The 17,812-nt window shown below is 41.0% G+C and carries 23 protein-coding genes and 1 tRNA gene; all 24 read right to left on the bottom strand.

What is annotated here, in order from left to right; translation table 11 throughout:
• Position 1: 1 nt before the first annotated feature.
• The 24 genes from SK608_RS01245 to SK608_RS01135 all read right to left on the bottom strand — a co-directional run bounded on the left by SK608_RS01245 (position 2) and on the right by SK608_RS01135 (position 17,750).
• Entirely contained in the window at positions 2 to 304 is a 303-nt protein-coding gene (locus SK608_RS01245) for a DUF2577 domain-containing protein (protein ID WP_015973671.1), read from the bottom strand.
• The gene (locus SK608_RS01240; protein ID WP_235202141.1) at positions 304 to 1,269 is read right to left on the bottom strand and encodes an XkdQ/YqbQ family protein; all 966 of its coding nucleotides are present in this window, start codon (positions 1,267 to 1,269) and stop codon (positions 304 to 306) included. Before SK608_RS01240 ends, SK608_RS01245 begins: the two co-directional genes overlap by 1 nt.
• The gene (locus SK608_RS01235) at positions 1,269 to 1,961 is read right to left on the bottom strand and encodes a phage baseplate protein (protein ID WP_033675943.1); all 693 of its coding nucleotides are present in this window, start codon (positions 1,959 to 1,961) and stop codon (positions 1,269 to 1,271) included. The genes SK608_RS01240 and SK608_RS01235 overlap by 1 nt, the downstream gene beginning before the upstream one ends.
• 13 nt (positions 1,962 to 1,974) lie before the next feature.
• The gene (locus tag SK608_RS01230; RefSeq protein ID WP_033675941.1) at positions 1,975 to 4,215 is read right to left on the bottom strand and encodes a tape measure protein; all 2,241 of its coding nucleotides are present in this window, start codon (positions 4,213 to 4,215) and stop codon (positions 1,975 to 1,977) included.
• 194 nt (positions 4,216 to 4,409) lie between these two features.
• Positions 4,410 to 4,814: a phage tail assembly chaperone gene (locus SK608_RS01225; protein ID WP_023948071.1), complete on the bottom strand. Its 405-nt coding sequence runs from the start codon at positions 4,812 to 4,814 to the stop codon at positions 4,410 to 4,412.
• A gap of 15 nt (positions 4,815 to 4,829) precedes the next feature.
• Entirely contained in the window at positions 4,830 to 5,294 is a 465-nt protein-coding gene (locus SK608_RS01220) for a phage tail tube protein (RefSeq protein ID WP_033675938.1), read from the bottom strand.
• 13 nt (positions 5,295 to 5,307) lie between these two features.
• Positions 5,308 to 6,621 (bottom strand): phage tail sheath family protein, encoded by a 1,314-nt coding sequence (locus SK608_RS01215; RefSeq protein ID WP_033675937.1) that lies wholly within the window; start codon positions 6,619 to 6,621, stop codon positions 5,308 to 5,310.
• Positions 6,621 to 6,791 carry a hypothetical protein gene (locus tag SK608_RS11390; RefSeq protein ID WP_023948067.1) on the bottom strand — a complete coding sequence of 57 codons (171 nt, stop codon included), beginning with the start codon at positions 6,789 to 6,791 and terminating at the stop codon, positions 6,621 to 6,623. Before SK608_RS11390 ends, SK608_RS01215 begins: the two co-directional genes overlap by 1 nt.
• Positions 6,784 to 7,200: a phage tail terminator family protein gene (locus SK608_RS01210; RefSeq protein ID WP_033675935.1), complete on the bottom strand. Its 417-nt coding sequence runs from the start codon at positions 7,198 to 7,200 to the stop codon at positions 6,784 to 6,786. Before SK608_RS01210 ends, SK608_RS11390 begins: the two co-directional genes overlap by 8 nt.
• The gene (locus SK608_RS01205) at positions 7,190 to 7,681 is read right to left on the bottom strand and encodes an HK97 gp10 family phage protein (RefSeq protein WP_033675932.1); all 492 of its coding nucleotides are present in this window, start codon (positions 7,679 to 7,681) and stop codon (positions 7,190 to 7,192) included. The genes SK608_RS01210 and SK608_RS01205 overlap by 11 nt, the downstream gene beginning before the upstream one ends.
• Positions 7,678 to 8,034: a hypothetical protein gene (locus SK608_RS01200; RefSeq protein ID WP_033675931.1), complete on the bottom strand. Its 357-nt coding sequence runs from the start codon at positions 8,032 to 8,034 to the stop codon at positions 7,678 to 7,680. Before SK608_RS01200 ends, SK608_RS01205 begins: the two co-directional genes overlap by 4 nt.
• A complete protein-coding gene (locus SK608_RS01195; RefSeq protein WP_033675929.1) occupies positions 8,031 to 8,426 on the bottom strand; it encodes a head-tail connector protein in 396 nt (131 codons plus the stop codon). Before SK608_RS01195 ends, SK608_RS01200 begins: the two co-directional genes overlap by 4 nt.
• 15 nt (positions 8,427 to 8,441) lie before the next feature.
• The gene (locus SK608_RS01190) at positions 8,442 to 9,434 is read right to left on the bottom strand and encodes a major capsid protein (protein ID WP_033675927.1); all 993 of its coding nucleotides are present in this window, start codon (positions 9,432 to 9,434) and stop codon (positions 8,442 to 8,444) included.
• The gene (locus SK608_RS01185; protein WP_033675926.1) at positions 9,434 to 10,015 is read right to left on the bottom strand and encodes a phage scaffolding protein; all 582 of its coding nucleotides are present in this window, start codon (positions 10,013 to 10,015) and stop codon (positions 9,434 to 9,436) included. The genes SK608_RS01190 and SK608_RS01185 overlap by 1 nt, the downstream gene beginning before the upstream one ends.
• A gap of 196 nt (positions 10,016 to 10,211) precedes the next feature.
• The gene (locus tag SK608_RS01180) at positions 10,212 to 10,970 is read right to left on the bottom strand and encodes a phage antirepressor KilAC domain-containing protein (RefSeq protein ID WP_033675923.1); all 759 of its coding nucleotides are present in this window, start codon (positions 10,968 to 10,970) and stop codon (positions 10,212 to 10,214) included.
• A gap of 2 nt (positions 10,971 to 10,972) precedes the next feature.
• Positions 10,973 to 11,221, bottom strand: coding sequence for a hypothetical protein (locus SK608_RS01175; protein ID WP_033675921.1), 249 nt, complete (start codon positions 11,219 to 11,221; stop codon positions 10,973 to 10,975).
• 120 nt (positions 11,222 to 11,341) lie between these two features.
• Positions 11,342 to 11,521, bottom strand: a complete 180-nt coding sequence (locus SK608_RS01170; protein WP_033675919.1) for a ribbon-helix-helix protein, CopG family — start codon at positions 11,519 to 11,521, stop codon at positions 11,342 to 11,344.
• A gap of 120 nt (positions 11,522 to 11,641) precedes the next feature.
• A complete protein-coding gene (locus tag SK608_RS01165) occupies positions 11,642 to 11,821 on the bottom strand; it encodes a CPCC family cysteine-rich protein (protein ID WP_223335869.1) in 180 nt (59 codons plus the stop codon).
• On the bottom strand, positions 11,814 to 13,367 hold the full coding sequence (locus SK608_RS01160; protein ID WP_033675915.1) for a minor capsid protein: 1,554 nt from the start codon (positions 13,365 to 13,367) through the stop codon (positions 11,814 to 11,816). Before SK608_RS01160 ends, SK608_RS01165 begins: the two co-directional genes overlap by 8 nt.
• A complete protein-coding gene (locus tag SK608_RS01155) occupies positions 13,348 to 14,763 on the bottom strand; it encodes a phage portal protein (RefSeq protein WP_033675912.1) in 1,416 nt (471 codons plus the stop codon). Before SK608_RS01155 ends, SK608_RS01160 begins: the two co-directional genes overlap by 20 nt.
• Positions 14,754 to 15,968, bottom strand: a complete 1,215-nt coding sequence (locus tag SK608_RS01150; protein ID WP_350353731.1) for a PBSX family phage terminase large subunit — start codon at positions 15,966 to 15,968, stop codon at positions 14,754 to 14,756. The genes SK608_RS01155 and SK608_RS01150 overlap by 10 nt, the downstream gene beginning before the upstream one ends.
• Before the next feature lie 47 nt (positions 15,969 to 16,015).
• The gene (terS, locus tag SK608_RS01145; protein WP_033675908.1) at positions 16,016 to 16,732 is read right to left on the bottom strand and encodes a phage terminase small subunit; all 717 of its coding nucleotides are present in this window, start codon (positions 16,730 to 16,732) and stop codon (positions 16,016 to 16,018) included.
• A gap of 190 nt (positions 16,733 to 16,922) precedes the next feature.
• Positions 16,923 to 17,001: transfer RNA gene (locus SK608_RS01140), tRNA-OTHER, on the bottom strand.
• Between the two features lie 329 nt (positions 17,002 to 17,330).
• The gene (locus tag SK608_RS01135) at positions 17,331 to 17,750 is read right to left on the bottom strand and encodes a DUF1492 domain-containing protein (RefSeq protein ID WP_033675906.1); all 420 of its coding nucleotides are present in this window, start codon (positions 17,748 to 17,750) and stop codon (positions 17,331 to 17,333) included.
• Between the last annotated feature and the right edge of the window lie 62 nt (positions 17,751 to 17,812).

Below are 17,812 nucleotides of genomic sequence, written 5' to 3'. Positions count from 1 at the left end.
TTCACTCCATCCTTTGTAAAACGTAGTATAATTGCCCGTTCTGGGCTTTAATCATTAAGACTTTGTCTCCTGCTTCAAGATCACGAAAAACAATCCATCTCTTGTTGTCCCCTTCAGTATCTCCAGTACGCAGTTCTTTAACCATCGGACTTAGAACTAAAAAGGACTCAGGGATTTCAAGTTTATTATTAACCTTGATTGTTAAAGGAGAAACAGATGTGACAGAGCCAAAAACAATATCTGTTCTGTCTGTCCCATCATCTACTCCTTGCGCCAAAAGGCGTGCTAATAACTCTCCTGCCATTATTCCAGCGTCCTCAATTCTAAATCCATTGTATGCACCTTGTCCCACTTGTGGGTACATTTAGAGATGATGCCAAGACTGTTCTTCTTAATCCCTTCAGACTCTAAATCTGCAAAATCCAGCACAACACTGTTGCCTGCACTGATTCCAAGATGTCCAAGGCAAGGGACTTTAAAAGTCTTTTTAGGATGATTCTTAGCTTTTAATAAGAGTTCAGCCTTTTGTTGAATCTGACTCTCATTCATCTTTTCATCCACTTTTTCGTGGTACTGCAACTTGCCCCAAAGAGCAACATTCTTAGAGTCTTTCACGACGTACACTTCACGCTTCTTACTCTGCTTGTTGTCTTTAGTCAGCTTCACATAGTTGAAACTATCATCGATAGAGCCTTCATAGTCAAAGTCTTTAGCTACGCTATCATCACCAATCACTAAGTCAGTAATCAGCGAATTTAAGGCTATATGCTCGACTGTCCCAAAGTTATCTCTGATGATGTACCACATGCCGCCATGAATCAAAGTTAAGTCCAAAGCGTTTTGGATCATCGCAAAATAGGTTTTCTTATCTTCGATTTTCTCCGGGCACGTCCAGTTTCCCTCATCGACAACCTTGTACTCAAGTTCTGAGATTTCGCAAATCTTACTAAAGATTTCATGACTTTTAGAGGCTTCAAACACGATTGTGTCAGTGTTTTTCAGGTACCTCATTCTGTCATAAGCAGTAACCGACCATTTCTTGGCTGATTTCCGCTTTTTCTTAAAAACTTTGCCGTAAAAAATGCCCTTATCATCTACCTTAAAGCGAATAACATCCCCAAAGTTACAAGCAACCTGCGAGTCTATAATCATATCAAACTCAAGTTTTCCCGGCTGAAAATCAATACTGGTTTCCCATTTGACACCTCCGACCAACTCAGTGATATCAAAGACTTTACCGTCATTCACATCTTGAATCAGAAATTCCATCATAGGACTTGTACCGAATCAGCAGTAACCCAACCACGCCAACCACCATCCAACATGGTAACGTGATAAGGATGCGACCCTTTCATATTGATATAATTGACAAGTCTAGTTGCGTTTGACTCAGTTTGACCAGGCCCTTCTCCGTAGCTATCTCTATGCAGCTGCCCATTGACGAGCACCTTTGCACCGATAGTCACTTCTTTCTTAGTCGAAGGGGCTTGCTCTTTCTGAGGCTGACTAGCTTTCTTCTCTTCTGATACCTTCTTTTCGATTTTTACAAACCGAGCCTTGGCCATCTTGTACTCTTTGAAAGTGATGTCGTAGTAAACATCCTCATGAATACCAGCTTTTCTTTGTTGCTCGAAACTCTCAACTGTCGCAAGCATATTGATACCCACTCCAGAGATAATCAAGCGACAAGGTTCTTTCCCGTCCATGATTCTTTTTAGGAGTCGAACATAGGTTTCAGGCGTTCCTGATTTATTCAGGACATAAGAGCGGAAAGTGTCTCTAGGGAAGAATGAAGTGAAAGTAACCTCAGAGAGTTTAGGAAAACTCATCTGGGTTATTTCTCCTAGTGCAATACTCGTTGTTGACTCGTTATTTGCGCTATTCTTCGTTTTCAGTTCTTCTGGATTGACAGGAAGTTGTGTGACTTGACCTTTGTACTCTACAAAAATACCAATCGCCATTTCTTTCTACCTCCTACGCAATTCCTAGGTCGCTATCGACCAGTCCGATAATCTTATCTTCAATCTTACCGACCAAATCGTCGATATCCTGCTCAGTAGCGCTATTTTTAGACTCATATTTAACACTAACTTGAGGTGTTAGGACTTGGTAATCAATGATGTATTTTCGTTCTGCAACATCACGCATCATCTTGATATCTTCATCTTTCAACTTGACTTCATCTTCAATCTTACCGACGTTACCAATGTTTTTGCCTTTGCCTAGCTTGTCGCCAAGACCACCAGCACCACCAGAAGGAGCACCAGCCCCTGCCGGCGTTTGGTTCATTTGGTCAAATTTAGAAGCAAGTTCATCTTGACCTTTCATCTTATCAGCGAAGCCTTGCATAGCATCACCAACGCCTTGACCAAAAGCCTTAGTACCACTAAAAGCATTGCCAGCAGTTGAGAAAGGATTTTTCATTCCATCCCACAAACTGCCTGGAGTCATCATGTTAGCGCGCATGCCGTCAAAAGATTCATAATCATCAGGAGCCTCTCCTGGAGTAAACATCGCACGAATACCATTGGCAAAACTACCGTCATTAGACATGTAGCCCATTTCACCAACCTCTCCTATTTTAGGAGCACCTGGGATTTTATTTATTGCTTTTATAATCCAGTTAATAGCCTTAATAGCCATGTTTGCACCAGCTATAAAAGCATTACCGATAGATTGTGCTACATTTACTACCCCATCAACAAACGAAGCAAAATAATCTAATACAGTTCGAACAAGATTATAAAATAACTTTCTGATGGAATATATCGGGTGCTTAAAAACATTTCTCAAAAACTCTGCAATTGCTACACCAATGTTGTAAATACCTATGAAGATGTTTACAATCGGTGCAATCATATACATAACAAGATTAATAACGAACATAATAATGTCATAAACTACCGTTCCGACAAAGACAAAGGCTGCAACGATAGCAGCTGCAACGTCTAAGAATGAAATCCCCATAGCGTTTAGAGCTGTAGCGATTAAGAGCGCGATCCCAATTACACCTATCAGTATCAGCATTAGCCAAGCCCAAGGAGCTCCTGCCATCAAACCTGCTACAAACATTGCTACACCTGCTATAAGAGCAACTGCTGCAAGAAGTATTAATGCAGTCATAACTATATTGATGTTCTCTGTCACCCAGTCCCAGCCTTCAACAAAGAGATTAAAGAGCCACAGAGCTATCTGGCCGATCGCAAACATAGCGGTTTCTAAACCTGCCATGAAGTTTTGTCCAGCGGTACTATTAATGAACTCTTGCCATGCTTGAATCAAAGGCTGAAATGCGTATGAAGCAACGTTGCCAATCTGAGTCATCATATCAGCAAAGGTCATCGGCATTTTCGCAAATTCAGCGTTTGTTTCAACTGCTGAACCAAGCAAAGCGTTCTTAAGAGTATCTCCTGTTAATTGGCCATCTTTAGCCATTCCCCTCAGTTGACCAACGCTGACACCAAGGTGTCTAGCTAGTTTTTGGGCAACAAGCGGAGCGTTCTCCATCATAGAGTTAAACTCATCACCACGAAGAACCCCTGAAGCAAGCGCCTGTGTGATTTGAAGCGTCCCTGCTTTTTGTTGCTCTAAACTTGCACCACCAATTTTATACAGCTTGTTCAACTGTTCAGCGAATGCAATAGCTTCATCATTGCTTTTAAAGGCTTCTCCAGCTTGTGAGCGTAGTTTAGCCACTGAGTCTGCCATGATACCGAAGCCAGTCCTTGAGCGTTGTGCTGCCGCCATGATACCGTCTTGGAGTTCTTGGCCTGTCTTAGATCCGTCTTCTATCGTCTTAAGCCTTGCCATAGTCTGAATATAATCATCGCCTGACTTAATCAGACCACTCATTAAATTAGCCATTTGCCTCAAGGCTTGAATAGCAACCATGAAATTTAAAGCGCGAGAAATAGAAGTCATTCGACCAAGCATGGATGTAGCAACGCCTAAGCCACCAACAAGAGGCCCAGTCGAAGGAAGTTTAGGAGAGATAGGTGTCGCCATTTTAGGAGCTACAGGGCTAGTAGCTTTGGGCGCAGTTAAATTCTTAGGCATATCTGCTTTGACTTTAATCGTTGCAGTTTGCGTCATCTTCTTGACACGTCTATCCAACTCGCCGAACTTAGCAATAGTCCTGTTAATCGTACTGTTAATTCGATTTAAAGGGCTTGAGAAATTATCTCTAAGCGCCAGTGTTTGCATTAATGTAGTCATCTTCTACCGTCTCCTCCTTCCTCTGCTTTTTCTTTCCATTTCTTTGTGTTCCTTTTCTTCTGCCTCTACTCGGATATCGATAAAGGCAAAAATCAGGGCTTTTTCACGTTTAGATAAACTATCCAAAAAGGACGGAGTCCAGTTGAATTGATGCAAACAGTAGTAAGCATAACTCAACTCTGCATCCCCGTCCTCTAGTCGTTTTTTGCTTCTTCGACAAGATCATTGATATCTTCATCAAAGCCATTAAGAGACTGAATTTCTTGCATTAGGGTAGCATATTCCCCAATCTTCAACATAGCTTTCAAGGTTGCTGCTTCATCCCCAACTGTGCGATAAGACTCTTGTAGTTGAGCATCTTTCAAGTCCGGCGTAACAACGCAGGCAGACATCAAAGAGTCAATGTACTTATCGTTGTTGAACTCAGGAATAGCCACACCTTGACGGTTTTTCTTCTTGATTGTCGCACGTTTTTTCAACGTATCATTTAGACTTTCGTCAATACTGCGAATGACAAAAGGAGATTTGAAACGCTTAAGGTGTACTTCCTTTGTTTCCTCCTGCTGAACGTTTTCTAGTAAAAAGTCTGAAATTGCCATTTATTTATCCTCTTTCTAACCTAATTTAGGCGCATTAAATTTTTCTAAGATATCCACATCTTCAAAAGTAAAGTTGACTTCTTCTTCCAAGAAATCGTCCTCAACTTTTAGTTGAGCCATCACAACTTCATCAAGGTTACATTCACGCAAGATAGTTGTTTGGCGACCGATTGAACTTGTCGCATCATCATTAGTCACTTGGATATCAAAGAATGTATCACGACCATTCTTCATGTAGTCCAACATCATTTCCTTGAATGTTGAAGTGACACCGTAGATGGTCATCTTACCTTCTCCCTTGAAACCAGTCGATTTTGATTGCGTACCACGTTTGTTAAGGGTGCGGACTTCTTCTTTGTTTTTCTTAACTGTCGCTTCAAGTTCCTTTACATAGAACATGAACTCATTTCTACCGTCGATGTGAATAAAAGCGGTACCTTCCTGACCGCTGATTACGTCACGACCTTTTAAAAAAGCCATACTATCTCCTTTCCTACTCTACTGTAACTGTCATGTACAGTTTTTCCATGCTGTCTACTGGTTTCACTTTGACGTTAACCACTACAGACTCTTTCAACTCACCACGAAGCACCTCGATGTCTTCCACTTTGAAGTCTTCAATAGCACCACGAGCCTCAAGGTCTTTGAAGTAGCGAATACGGTTCGCTTTGAACGCTTGACGTCCATCTTCGTTGTTGCTTACCTTTCCAAGGAAATACTCAGAGAAAGCATAACGAGTATCGTTCACGATATCGTCCAAGGTACGCAAGATACGGTTCTTACGGAAGTCTTGGTTCTTCTCAATCGTGAAGCTGACGTGTGAGTTGATATCTTGTTCAACCACCGCACGACCACGACGAGCGGTGAAGACAAACTGTCCTTTCAAGAGCGCATCTTCTGTCTCTGTATGGCTCAAACGACCCACAACATCAACAGAATCTTCGTACTTCTCATAAGTCAATGATTTTTCAACACCAGCATTTGCGCTTGCTGCTGCAACCCATACAGTCGCTTTCGTCTTATCAATAACTGTCTTATCGGACAAGATAACGCCATTTTTAACGTTGATTACTGCTTCACTGTCTGCGTCAGAGTCCGCAACAACCAATTGGGCTCCAAGTCCTTCATCTTCACGCATACGTTTGATGAAGTTGATAGCCGCCTTCTTGATAGAAGCGTCTTCTACTGGCAAAGCCATATAGTTAAATTCAACTGTTTCAAGCGCTTTGAAGTATTCTGAGTAGTCTTGAGTTGAGACTGTTCCGTCAGTACCACCAGTCAATTTAGCACCAGCCACCGCTTGCAGTTCGCCTGTTCCTGAAAACTCAACTAGATCATTGTTTTTCAAATCAGCCAAGACTTTTACAGTTTGCGAGTCCATAACAACAGTATCAAGGAATGTGACAACATCAAATGAACTTGGGTCGTCTACGTTTGTTTTGACCGTTACTGTAATGTCATTCCCACGGACACCGCTATATTTAGCTTGAGCCGTTACGTTGTCTGAAAGGCTTACGTTTGCCTTTTCTCCCGTATTCAGACGATAAAGCAAGACTTCACTCACACGCTTGAATGCTTCATTTAGCAACAAGAGTTGTGGGCTTTCTTGCTCATAACCTAGCTTCTTAAATAGGTCTTCACCACGTCGGATTTTCATCAATTTCTTTGATTGACCGAAACTGAGTGCCAACGGTACTGTTACGACACCATCGCCACCTAGGCGAGTCATTGCGATGTCTTTTGATTTGACGTTGATGTAAGCACCTGGTCTTACTTTATTTTGGCGTTTCCAAATTCCACCTGCCATTAGTTAATCTTCCTTCCTAGTTCGTATTCTAGTTTTGCTCTTGCTTCTTCCAAGCTATAAGACTCTTCTGGGTCTAAAATAGCCCCCAAGATGTCTTTTTCTCCGTTGGTAAAAGCGCTACTTTCCAAAATGTCCGCAGTAGGGAACACAATTCCATCTACATTATCCATCTTTTACCTCTTCTTTCACTTTCAATTCACGTTGTTTGATATCTTCCTCTTCTAACTTCAAGCGTGTGCTTGCGTTAAAAATACAATGCAGAACGTTGTCAACCACTTCATACTGACGGTCAAATAAATGAATCGTCGGTAAGTGTAAGAGTTTATAACTCAATTCTTCCTGCATTGCTAAACACTCGCTACGCTTTTTCTTAGGAGGAAAATAAGACAAATCCACTTTAGAACGTACTTTCACATGCTTATTGGCTTCTGGAGTGTACTTAGTATCAACCACATGGATAAAAAAACAAGGTTCTTTAAAACCTTGCTCTACTTCATCCAGATAAATCCTGATGTCAGGATATAAGCCCTTGATATGACTAACTAACTCCTCAACCAACCGAAAGCCTTTATTTGCCATTTCCTAACACTACCTTTCTCATAAAGCCATCATACTTATCACGGACACGCTTTTCCATATCGCTTTTAGTATCTTCAACCGTTTTATGAAGAAAAAACTGCCCTGGAACAAAGCCACCATTGACTGTCTTATGCCCGTACTCAACGTGTGGGGCATAGTAGACCTTGTTATAAACTTTCTGCTTATAAGTCCGCCCAGATACATCAATATGGCTTTTAGACCAGCTTTTTTGCAAGGTTCCGCCTTGTTTACCATGAGCACTTGCCCAAAATTTGACGTGTTTGCCATCTTTGGTTGTGAACTCCACCCAATGATCCGTATAAACACCGACGGGTGTTCTCTCTTTCACTTTAGATTTCAATTCTGTACCTTCGTAATTCAAGGTCTGTCTCATAAATCGGTCTACTCTCGCATGATTCGCATTCCTGTTGAAGTTGTTAGCAAACTTAGCGAAACTGCGATAATCAAAACTGCCACTCATGACTTGCCCTCTAACTTTATAGCAATTTCTTGATGTGACCAATACTGATCAATAGGCACATTAGACCGTGTAAACACTTTAACGTGCCCATTTCTATCAGTCACCTCAATCTTGCAACCTGCAGGAATATCATAGACAACGGAGCAAAAGAGTTTCATATCATAGCCGTTAGCTTGATAGTCGCTCCCGTTCGTTGAACTATTGCTCATTTGCGAAATCCTGCAAGGAATGCCCTCTAATAGCACGCTTTCTGACATACTGGTCAAACCGTCTATCTCTTGCTCTGTATAACCTTTAACCGTCATTTTACAGTCATACAAGCAATCAAAGACCGTCTTAGCATATTCGGTCATAGTAGCTTCCTAAAACGATTCAACTGACGCTTGTAGCGCTCAAGTGATGACGGCACTTGTTTCATTCGTTGAATCATTTCATAAGGACTAACCTTTTCGATTGTCGTATCACCCATTTTGATACTCTTGACCGAAAAGTCGTCTGCGTCTGCTTTTTCAGCAAGCACACTTTGCTCCTTGACCTTGTCCAGTAAGTCGTTGGTCATGTCTATCCATACGTTCTCTAAACGTCCAGGCACACTGTCTTGGTGAATATAATTCAAAATCTCGTTTTCTGCTTGGGTTAAAGCGTAATGGAGAACTTCCATGTCTTTGAAATAATTATCCTGACGCATTTTCCGAACGCATGAGATCAAGTACATTGTGTTGTCTTGTTTCAATTCTTGAATCATATTCTGTTACCCAATCTATTTGCCAATTTTGTGTTTCAGAGCGATAATACCGATGTTCTTAGGCTCGTAAACACGTTGCCAGTTTTTGAATTTAGCCAAGTCAGCGTTTGATGGAGTGATGTTTCCTTCAGCCACTTCTGCGCCAGTCCATTTCACACCGTAAGGGTGCATCACAAGGGCACGACGAGTGTAAATCATGTCGTTACCTTTAGCTGCTTCACGAGAAGTTTCAAACGTAGTCAATCCTGATGGATTTCCTGTGTTAAGACCGATTGAACCTGTGCGGAAAAGATATGATGTATATACATCTCCTGTTGGTGCAATACCATCATCAATAATGACACGGTAACCAAGGTAGGTTGGAATGTTGATAGTCGCAGTTGTTGGCTGGATGTATTGAATCAAGTTATCTTTTTGTAGTTTTGTATAAACCGCTGAGTGCATAGCAATCGCAGTAACTTGATCAGCAGAATCCCCAAGCAATTGTTTGGCGTCAAGCACCATACCTGCATCGATACCACTAGACGCTTTTGATTGGTCTGATACGTGAGTTTCTTCAAGCGCACCTTTCTCACCACCTGTTCCAGTAGCAAAGATACCATTCAAGGTAGCAATCAAGGCTTTTTGGTCTTCACGTAGCCAATAAGCACCGATACGGTTCAAGATAGCACGTACTGGGTCAGAACCAGCTACAATACCAGTCAATTCGTTGGCAGCCCAACCACGTCCACGATAAAGAACGCAGGCAATGTCTGCTCCAGCAGTAATTTTTCCAGTTTCTAGGGCTTTGTCGCCATTTCCGAGAACCTCAGAATCGCCAGTAAGGTCATTCCAAAAAGGCATGTTGACCAACAGACCACCAGATGTAATGTTTTTAGAGACACGTTCGTCTGATACTGCGATACCACTTTGAACGAAAGCAGATTTAGCAGCAGTGTACTGTTGCATGTAGGCATTGTACTGTTGAGGTGTAATCGTGTCTAGAATTTTTGTAAGTTCATTAGCCATTAGTTATTTTCTCCTTGTTGTTCTAAAAATTGAGTTAGGTTAAAGTCAAGATTGCTCATAGCAGTTTCCCAATTCCCTAAATTAGCACCTTGCCCATCGCCTTGATTTGGCGTGTATTGGGCTTGTTTCTCCCCGTTAAAGAGATATGGACTCTTAGCACGCTGAGCCTCGATTTGCTCAGTCAAGCCAATCAATTTGCCATCTTTTACAGAGATTTCGTCTTTGTTTAAGATTTTTCCAAAAATTTCTGCGTCTCGAACGCCAGCTTTTGTCAATTCAGCATCGATTAAGCGAGATTTATTCTCGTCTGCTAGTTTCGTCTCAAGCGCTTCTGTATCTTGTTTGTACTTAGCTTGTAAGTCTGCTAGCTTTTGCTGAATATCTTCAACATCTGCGCCTTTTTTCTTCAAATCATTCAAGTCTTTGTCACGTTGTGTCAGCTGTCCACGAACGCTCTCTAATTCGCTTTCTTTACTTGCCACATCATCCTTTAACTTTTGGATATCCGCACCATGCAAAGCGAAGACTTGAGAAATTTGGTCTTCAGTTAAGCCGATGTTTGCTAGTTGTTCTTTTTTCATTTTGAAAATCCTTTCCTCTACGCTAGGCTTTTTAGGTGTTCTCCATCACCAGTCGCTCCGCTTTTGTTAGGACTACGGACTTGTCCAATGTTTGAACCTTTTAACGCCATGCCCAGGGCGAAAAGAAAACCGTACGGGATTCCATACGGTTAGAGCATAAGAAAACCGCCTCGATTTCGATGCGGTTAAAGCATAATTAGATAAAAAGTAGTCTAAAGGTTTCACGGCCTTTAGGGGTGATGAGAGTCTGTGTACCAGACCATTGTGTTTTTTCGTTGAGTGTTTCCTTGACTTCAAACAAACCATCGTTTTTATTGGCTGTTGGTTGGAGCTTACCTTTCTTATCTCGGTAGATGTATTTTTTCTCCATCAAGAAGTCAATAAACTTACGTTCTTTGATTTTTAATTGTTTTGCCGTTTCTCTGAAGCTGGTCAGTAAGTTTCTATCTACTAGTTCATCGAAATAGTCTGCTTTCGGCTTCATTATGGTATTTTCAACGGAAAGTACAGCTTTTTCAGCTTCCAAGTGTTTAATGACTGCTTCTTTTTCTTTCAGTTGATTACCAGCCATAAGGAGCAAGTCTGCTAAGGCTTGTTTGTTGTGCGTGATATTATAAGCCACTTGGTCGGTCATATAAGCGCCATGCTTACGAATAGAGGGGAGAACTTCACTAGTGACCCAATCAGCAAATTTCTCTGCTTCTGGTTTACGAGATTGAAAAACAAGCTTATAGAAATTAGCTTCGTTGATGAAGTTGGCTTGTTGAGTTCGTCCTAGACTGTCGGTGAGGTCGGTAGTAACGACCCCATCCTTATTTAGCCGTTTTAGTGCGTCGTTGTGATTTTTAATTTCCAAAACCTGACAGCAATCTTTCAAATTAAAATAAACTTCTTGATTAACTTCTGTCGTTCTTACTTCTCCGAATTGTTCATTTTTAAAAATTTGTAGTTCCATTTTTATGCTCCTTTAATATAATTATCAATAATGGTACGATGCTCATCTTTAAGACTATCCAGCCTGTACATGATAAGATTCAATACAGCGAATTGTGAGCTATGTTGAGCAATAAATTCATATAAGTCACACTGACTATCCCAATCTGGCTCTTTTGCTAGCCAATTGTGAATCAAATCCATACTCTCACGGATTTCTTCAACATAGTTTAGTAAATCTTCGTAACTGTCTAAAAGTTCAATTTTTGCCATAATAAAAACACTCCTTCGTGTACCTTGAAAAGAGCGTCTCAGCATGATATAATATTTCATGCAGAAACACTTCTGTGGTGATAGCTTAGAACCGTCTGATTGGCGTTAGTGGGTTCTAGGCTATTTTTGTTTATTTAATTCTTGATATAACTTGTCAATACCCTTTCGGATAACACTAGATTTCGTGCTATCCGTTTTTTTTGCAATTTCTTCAAGTTTATCAACCGTTTCGTCATCAACTCGAACTCGCAACATAGTATTTTTAGGCTTATCTTTGAATTGTTCTTTTCGTGCAAGCAATTTGCTCACCTCCTTTTTGTTGCTACAATGTCAGTATATAACTTTGTAGCAACAAAGTCAAGAGGTTTTTTGAAAAAAATTAAAAATAAGAAAAGCACTTAGATTTCTCTAGGTGCTTATTTATCTAATCGGTAAACCTTTTGCGTAAGCTTCTTTAGCCTCTGCAAGCGTCATTTTATTTGGACCGCCATCGATATTAAATGCTCCCGTATTTTGCCAATGACAAACATCACAAATATCATAAGTTTCTACTAAATTTCCACATACGGGGCAATGCACATGTTCCCATCCGTCAATCATTATTATATTCTTTTTTATAGTCGTCATGGTAATATTCCTCTCCATCATCTGGCTTAAACATAGTTGTTATTCTCGCTTTTCCTGAGGCATTTCTTTTTCCAATCGCAATTGTCCCCGTTTCTCGATTAAATCGAACTCTTCTTTCTCCAGTATCATAACCTATAATATTTTTAGAGACAACAGAAGATAATAAATTTCTAGCCAATTGTTGATATTCTTCAGGGCTTTCCGCTCCGAACTCTTTCCCATGACTTTTGAAATGTCCATTTAAAGATTTCTCAGTAGGAAACTTGGACTTTGCCCATCTGATGCGGTCTTTTAGTTCCTTGTATCCCTCAACATCATTATACTTCAAATTATAGAAGCCTGCAAATGTTTTGGGCATATTTTGAGAGCCTAAAACCTGCCTATAAGCGATGAACTGCTCCTTGGTTCTGCGGACTCTGTCCCTTTCCAATCGTTCAGCTTGTAGCTTGTCTTTGATGGCAGTCTGACCATACTTATCAAGCTGCTGCTTTCGCCAATCCTTGAAGGTCTGACCACTTTCCACCTCATAGCCTTTACCTGTTTCAATATCTCTTGCATAGCGTTTCCCACCTTTTTCTAAGGCAGGAACCGTCGTACATCGACAGTGAGGGTGCATAGTAGGATAATTCACACCCTTTTCTGCATCCTTAACAGGAAATACCTTGCCGTCTAACTCTCCACAAATAGGGCATGTGTGAACTTCTAAGGTCGCTAGATACCTGTACTTCTTGATATTGTCGTCTTGGTATTCATCTAATGTTGCCTGAGCCTGAATTCCGTTCGTTTCCGTCTGCAAAACAGTCACTGCACGATTACGAGCACGTTCGAACTCAATTGCTAGAAGCTTACTAGACTGGTCTATCGGATAGCCTCGGTTTAAATCATTGGTTACAAGCGATTCTACTCTACTAACCAATTCATCCATATTGCTGCCCCAAACACGCTCAGAGAACCGCTTACCTTTGAAGTTTTCGTTGATTGCCTTTTGAAGATACTCTTCTTCTAGACGCTCAGGCTTGAAATTCGGTTCTCTTTTGGTCTGCTTATGGTAGTTGTAAGCACGATTTAAGTAGGTTTCTTGGTAGGTTTGTTTGAGATGTGTTTCTATTCGCTTGTTGATTTTGCCAGTCATTTCAGCGATATCCATCTCAACACCAGCAAACAAGGCATCTGCATTTGTTTTGACTTTTATTGACCTTGACCACTCTGTTAAATCAGGATGTTTCTTAACAAAACCAGCAATCTCTTGCTTAGTTTTTAATTGGTCAGCCTTAGTCAGGGATAACAGATAAAATGGTAATGAGTCGCTACGATTTTTAGATACCCTCTCAAACGCCTCTAAACGCCCTGTAATGCGTTTTAGTGTTCTGTGGTATAAATTATCGATGTAGTCTATTATCTCGCCGAGGTCGTCAATCTGAGCCAGCTCGTATAGCAATCTGTCTTTCTCTTCTCGGCTGAGGTCGTCAAGTGATTCGATAAAGGCAATTTTCTCTTCTTTATTCAGCTTCCGACTCATGCTCTAACTCTTCCATATCGTAGGCTTTTTCAGGGCGTTCCTCTTGGTCAGCTTTCTGCAAGCGTAGTTCATCCTGCCAATCTTCTACAATTGGATTCGATTTAGCTACGTTCTCTCTTGATGTGATAGTTGCAAGAGTAGAAACTACTTGAGCCATTTCTGTATCGTTATTGATTGAGTTCCGTGTCCATGTTTGCTTGATTTTGAGTTTATCGGATAACCCTAGATGTTTCAAGATCATCTTAACGAGTGTGGCATATCCACTTCTGAACTGAGTTTCCATATTCCCAGCTTTTAACTCTAAAAGAGAGTAAAGGAACTTCAAAGCAACGCCTGAACTGTTCCCTAGTTTATCTGTTTCAGGGTTAACCCCTTGGCCGCTGATAAAGATTTGTTTCTTAGTCCGCTCTAAAATCAGATTTCTGGCTTCGGTTGGAATGTCAATAGCAATGGTTGTAACTCCTGATTGGTCTCCCATGCCGTCGTTGTCCATCTTAATCATCTTGTAGCGTTTCAAATCCTCAAGAAACTCTTGCTTGTCCTGCCCACCGTAGTTTGTAAGGACAAAGATAACCTCTTGGACATCGTCTGTATCATTGACGAACCCACTAAACACCTTATCGTACACGTCGACCAGGTCTTTGATTGGTTTTAAGTCATTAGTTTCTATTTCGTTATTTCTAAACGGAATAAAAGGAACAAGACCAAAATCATGTTCAAAACTATTATCACTATACTGGTCTCCATTCATGGCATCAACCAAAAAGATTGCTTGGAATGGCTCTAATTCTTCCAGTGGCTTTTCTTTTTCATGACGATAGAAAGAACACTCTTTATCGTTCCAATATTCGTAAACAGTGTAATTCTTACCATCTGTTTCATCAATGCTAGAGTATACTCGCAGTACCCCAATCAACTTCTTATCCAAGGACTTTGAATAAATTGGTATCACTTCTTTTGAGTCAACGCAAGCATATCTAAACGATTTATCACTAGCGTCTTTCCAAACATGAAGCCAAGCGATTCCAGCATTTCCTGCATTCACACAAAGCTGTTTGCTGATACGTTCATAATCGTCTCCTAAGACATCCACGATCATATCATTTACCTTTTTATCGTCCACGTCGAATGTAGGAGGATAGGTCAACACATAAGCCTTTTTCTGGTCAAGCAATAACTGGTGCCAGTTGTGACTAATACGGTTATCAGCATTACGAAAGGCGTTATCTTCTGCTTTCGCTTCATTCTCAGCGCCTTTTTTATCGGCAGGCTTACGCTTTCGTTTAATATCATTCTCGTTGCGATAGTATTTCTCAGCTTCAGCTGCTTGTGAGACAAACTTTCCGTGCTTAACCATCTGCGACGTGATTATTTTTTTAATTACTTCTATTTCCAAACAGTCATACCTCCTGACTTGAATAATACTGTATAGCAGAAATAACGCAGGGCGTCCATTGCGTGGTCAAATTGCTTGATAGGCTTGTCCTCGCCATTCGCAGAGGCTTTCTCGTCCCAGACATAAGCGTGGAACTCTTTCAACGTATTCACACAGCTCTCATGCACTGCTATTTTCTCTTGGCCTAGCATAGACCCAACAAAACGAATGCCTTCAAGGACATTATTTCTAGCTTTTTTGATTTTATATCCTCGCTTCTTCAATTCAGCAATGAATGATGCAGCAGACGGGTCAATAATAATACGTTCGATGTTCGTATCTCCTAGCCAAGCAGTTAGATCATCAGCGTACTCAGCATTGGTCTTCTGTACGTTCTCGTCACGACCTGAGTAATAGTATTCCCTTGTCAAGTAATACTTGCCATTGATATCTTTTTCCCACAAAAGAAAAACGGTCGCATTTTGCGTACCGTAGTCGACCGAAACATATTTGCCCAGTTTGTTCATTTCTGGCAAAGTTGATACAACATGCTTATCTTTACTGAACATATCGTAGACAATACCTTCTGCCACCGTCCAAAGACCTTGTATATATCGTTGGTAGAAAACACCTTGATATTGACTTCTATAACGCTTCTTGATGTTCTCTGAAAGAGAAAGGTTGTCGTCCATATCAAAATGCAGATAAAGCATATTCTTTGTTTCTGCTTTGTCTATCCAGTTAACTTTAAACCAATGATAAGGCCCGTCTGGGTTGCAGTTGAACCACCACTTAGAGCCTGTCACAGAGCACCGCCCTGTGCCCTGGTTAACAAAGGACTCAGGCATAAGCGCCACTTCATCGAAAAAGATACCTGCCAGCGTTAAACCTTGAATAAGATCCTGCGAACTTTCGTCCTTACCACCAAAGATATAAAAATCATTCGACACGTCGCCTTTTGTGATTTCTATCAGGTTATCAGTCCGATGATAGACGTAGCTAAAACCTCTTGACTGTATCATGACCAGTAATAGCTTCAGGACGTTACGATTGAAAGAGCCGATTGTCTTTCCGCACATCGCAAAGTTCTGATGATTGAATGATGTCATCGCCCAGATAACGAAAGCTAGGCTCATAGAAACAGTCTTGCCAGAACGGATAGCGCCATCAGCAATAATGCCTTCTGACTCATGAACTGGAGAGTTCCAAAGCCACCAACTTAGCACCTTATTCTGCTTTCTGCTAAAAGGTTGGAATTCGAATGTACTGGTCTTTATTTTTCTTCTCGCCACGTTTCTTCGACTATCCCTTCTAATGCTTTGATAAAACCATCATCATGAACGTTCTCAGGTTCATTGTCAGGCAGTTTAGATTTCAGAATCTCAATTCTCAATCTCTGCTCCTCTGTAGCAAGGCTTGAGCGAGTCAATTCATCATATGTTTTAATCATATTTCTAAGTTCTGACTGTATTCTTGCAATTGCAGCTAACGCCTTACCCTGCTTATCCCAAGCGGTGTGAACTTCATAGCTTTCTCCGCCTTTTGCTGTGCTTGCAATAAGCATAGTGGTTGTATCATCAACGTCCTGAACGTACAGAATGCGCTGGGCATGCAAAAGATTAGCATAGGTTAGCTGAATGTTCTCCCAAAGAATATCAATTGGTTGCTTATCTGCCAGTTGCTCGTATATCTCATGCACTCCTTGCGGTAGATACTTAGCAAACAGGCCGTGTTTAAGGGCGTTTTGATTACCTATACTTCCGCCTTTGCTGTTCTTATTGCCTTTCTGCGCTCCCCGTTTCCTTTTTGTAGTACTACATTCATCTTTTGAAGTACTACATTCGCTCCATTTATCTCTTAACTTCCAAACTGAGATAGTTTTTTCAGGCACACCCAACATGTCACCAATCTTGCGGTTAGTGATGTTTCCGTTATTCTGCTTATAAATCTCAAAAGCTTTATCTCGGTTTGGGTCTCGTGCTCTGCCCAACCTATTACCTCCTATTTGTCCGTTTTGTAAATCAAAAAAGCCACTCAAAGAGTGACTGTATGCGGTAAGTGGGTGCCTCCCCCACCAGAGCCTTATATAGCGCTACTTTATCTCTGTCCTACAGGTTAATCAGCCTAAATCTAATTACCGCCCTGTACCCCTATTGTGATAGCTACTCACAGAGATACAATTGGAACGACAGGACTCGAACCTGCCTACGTTTCAGACCCTTTATAGTCATATCGCTCCACCAACTGAGCTACGTTCCAACTGCAAGGCGACTACTACCTTGCGTGTTAATTAGAAATAAATTTTCTGATTTATTTTTTGTAGTCATTAACGGCGATGCCCGGAATCGAACCGAAGGAAACATAGGATAGAAACCACTTACCTGTCACCGCCAAAACGAGACCGAAGCCTCGAAAAAATATAATAAAGATAAAGGAGACGTCAATGAACGAAATAGAGGGAGGGACTCGAACCCTCAACGCCTTTACGACACCCTGATTACAGGTAACCATCTACCAATTCTGAGACCTCTCTTTTCAATTCTTGACACTACCATTCTAACAGATTTTAGACTTCATGCGCATTCACTTTAGCTCACTTTGTCTATGATTATCTCCTCTAGTTCGGATTCAGCCTGTTTGCGCAATCTGTAATAAGTTGCCTTGCTAATTCTCAAATTGTCGCAAATATCCTCAATGTAAGTCTTAGTAATGTAAGTCATTCTAAGGACAGACCTACTTTTTGGATTTTTAAGCCTGTTGATCATTCTACCTAATTCAAGTTTTCTGTTGATAACCTCTTTAGTATCCTGCTCTATAGCCTCTTTCATCACGACAAGCTGAGTATAGACATCATCAACTTTTCTAGTCTGTCCACCTTGGACTTTGACACCTGACCACTTAGGACTTGAGAGCAAACCTGCCTCAAGCTCATTGATTTCATCTATACGGCTTTGGATGTCCATGTCAAGGTCTTGTAATTCTTTCAATAGCTCTTTAGCCTTGTTCACTCTCTGTCTCCTTTGTGATATAATAATATTATTGAGATTATAGCTGAGGCAGAGCGTGTCTT

This window comes from Streptococcus mitis subsp. hohhotensis (assembly GCF_000722775.1).
Taxonomy (GTDB): domain Bacteria; phylum Bacillota; class Bacilli; order Lactobacillales; family Streptococcaceae; genus Streptococcus; species Streptococcus carlssonii.
The sequence above is the reverse complement of the archived record's forward strand: the minus strand, read 5'-3'. Positions and strand labels throughout refer to the sequence as shown.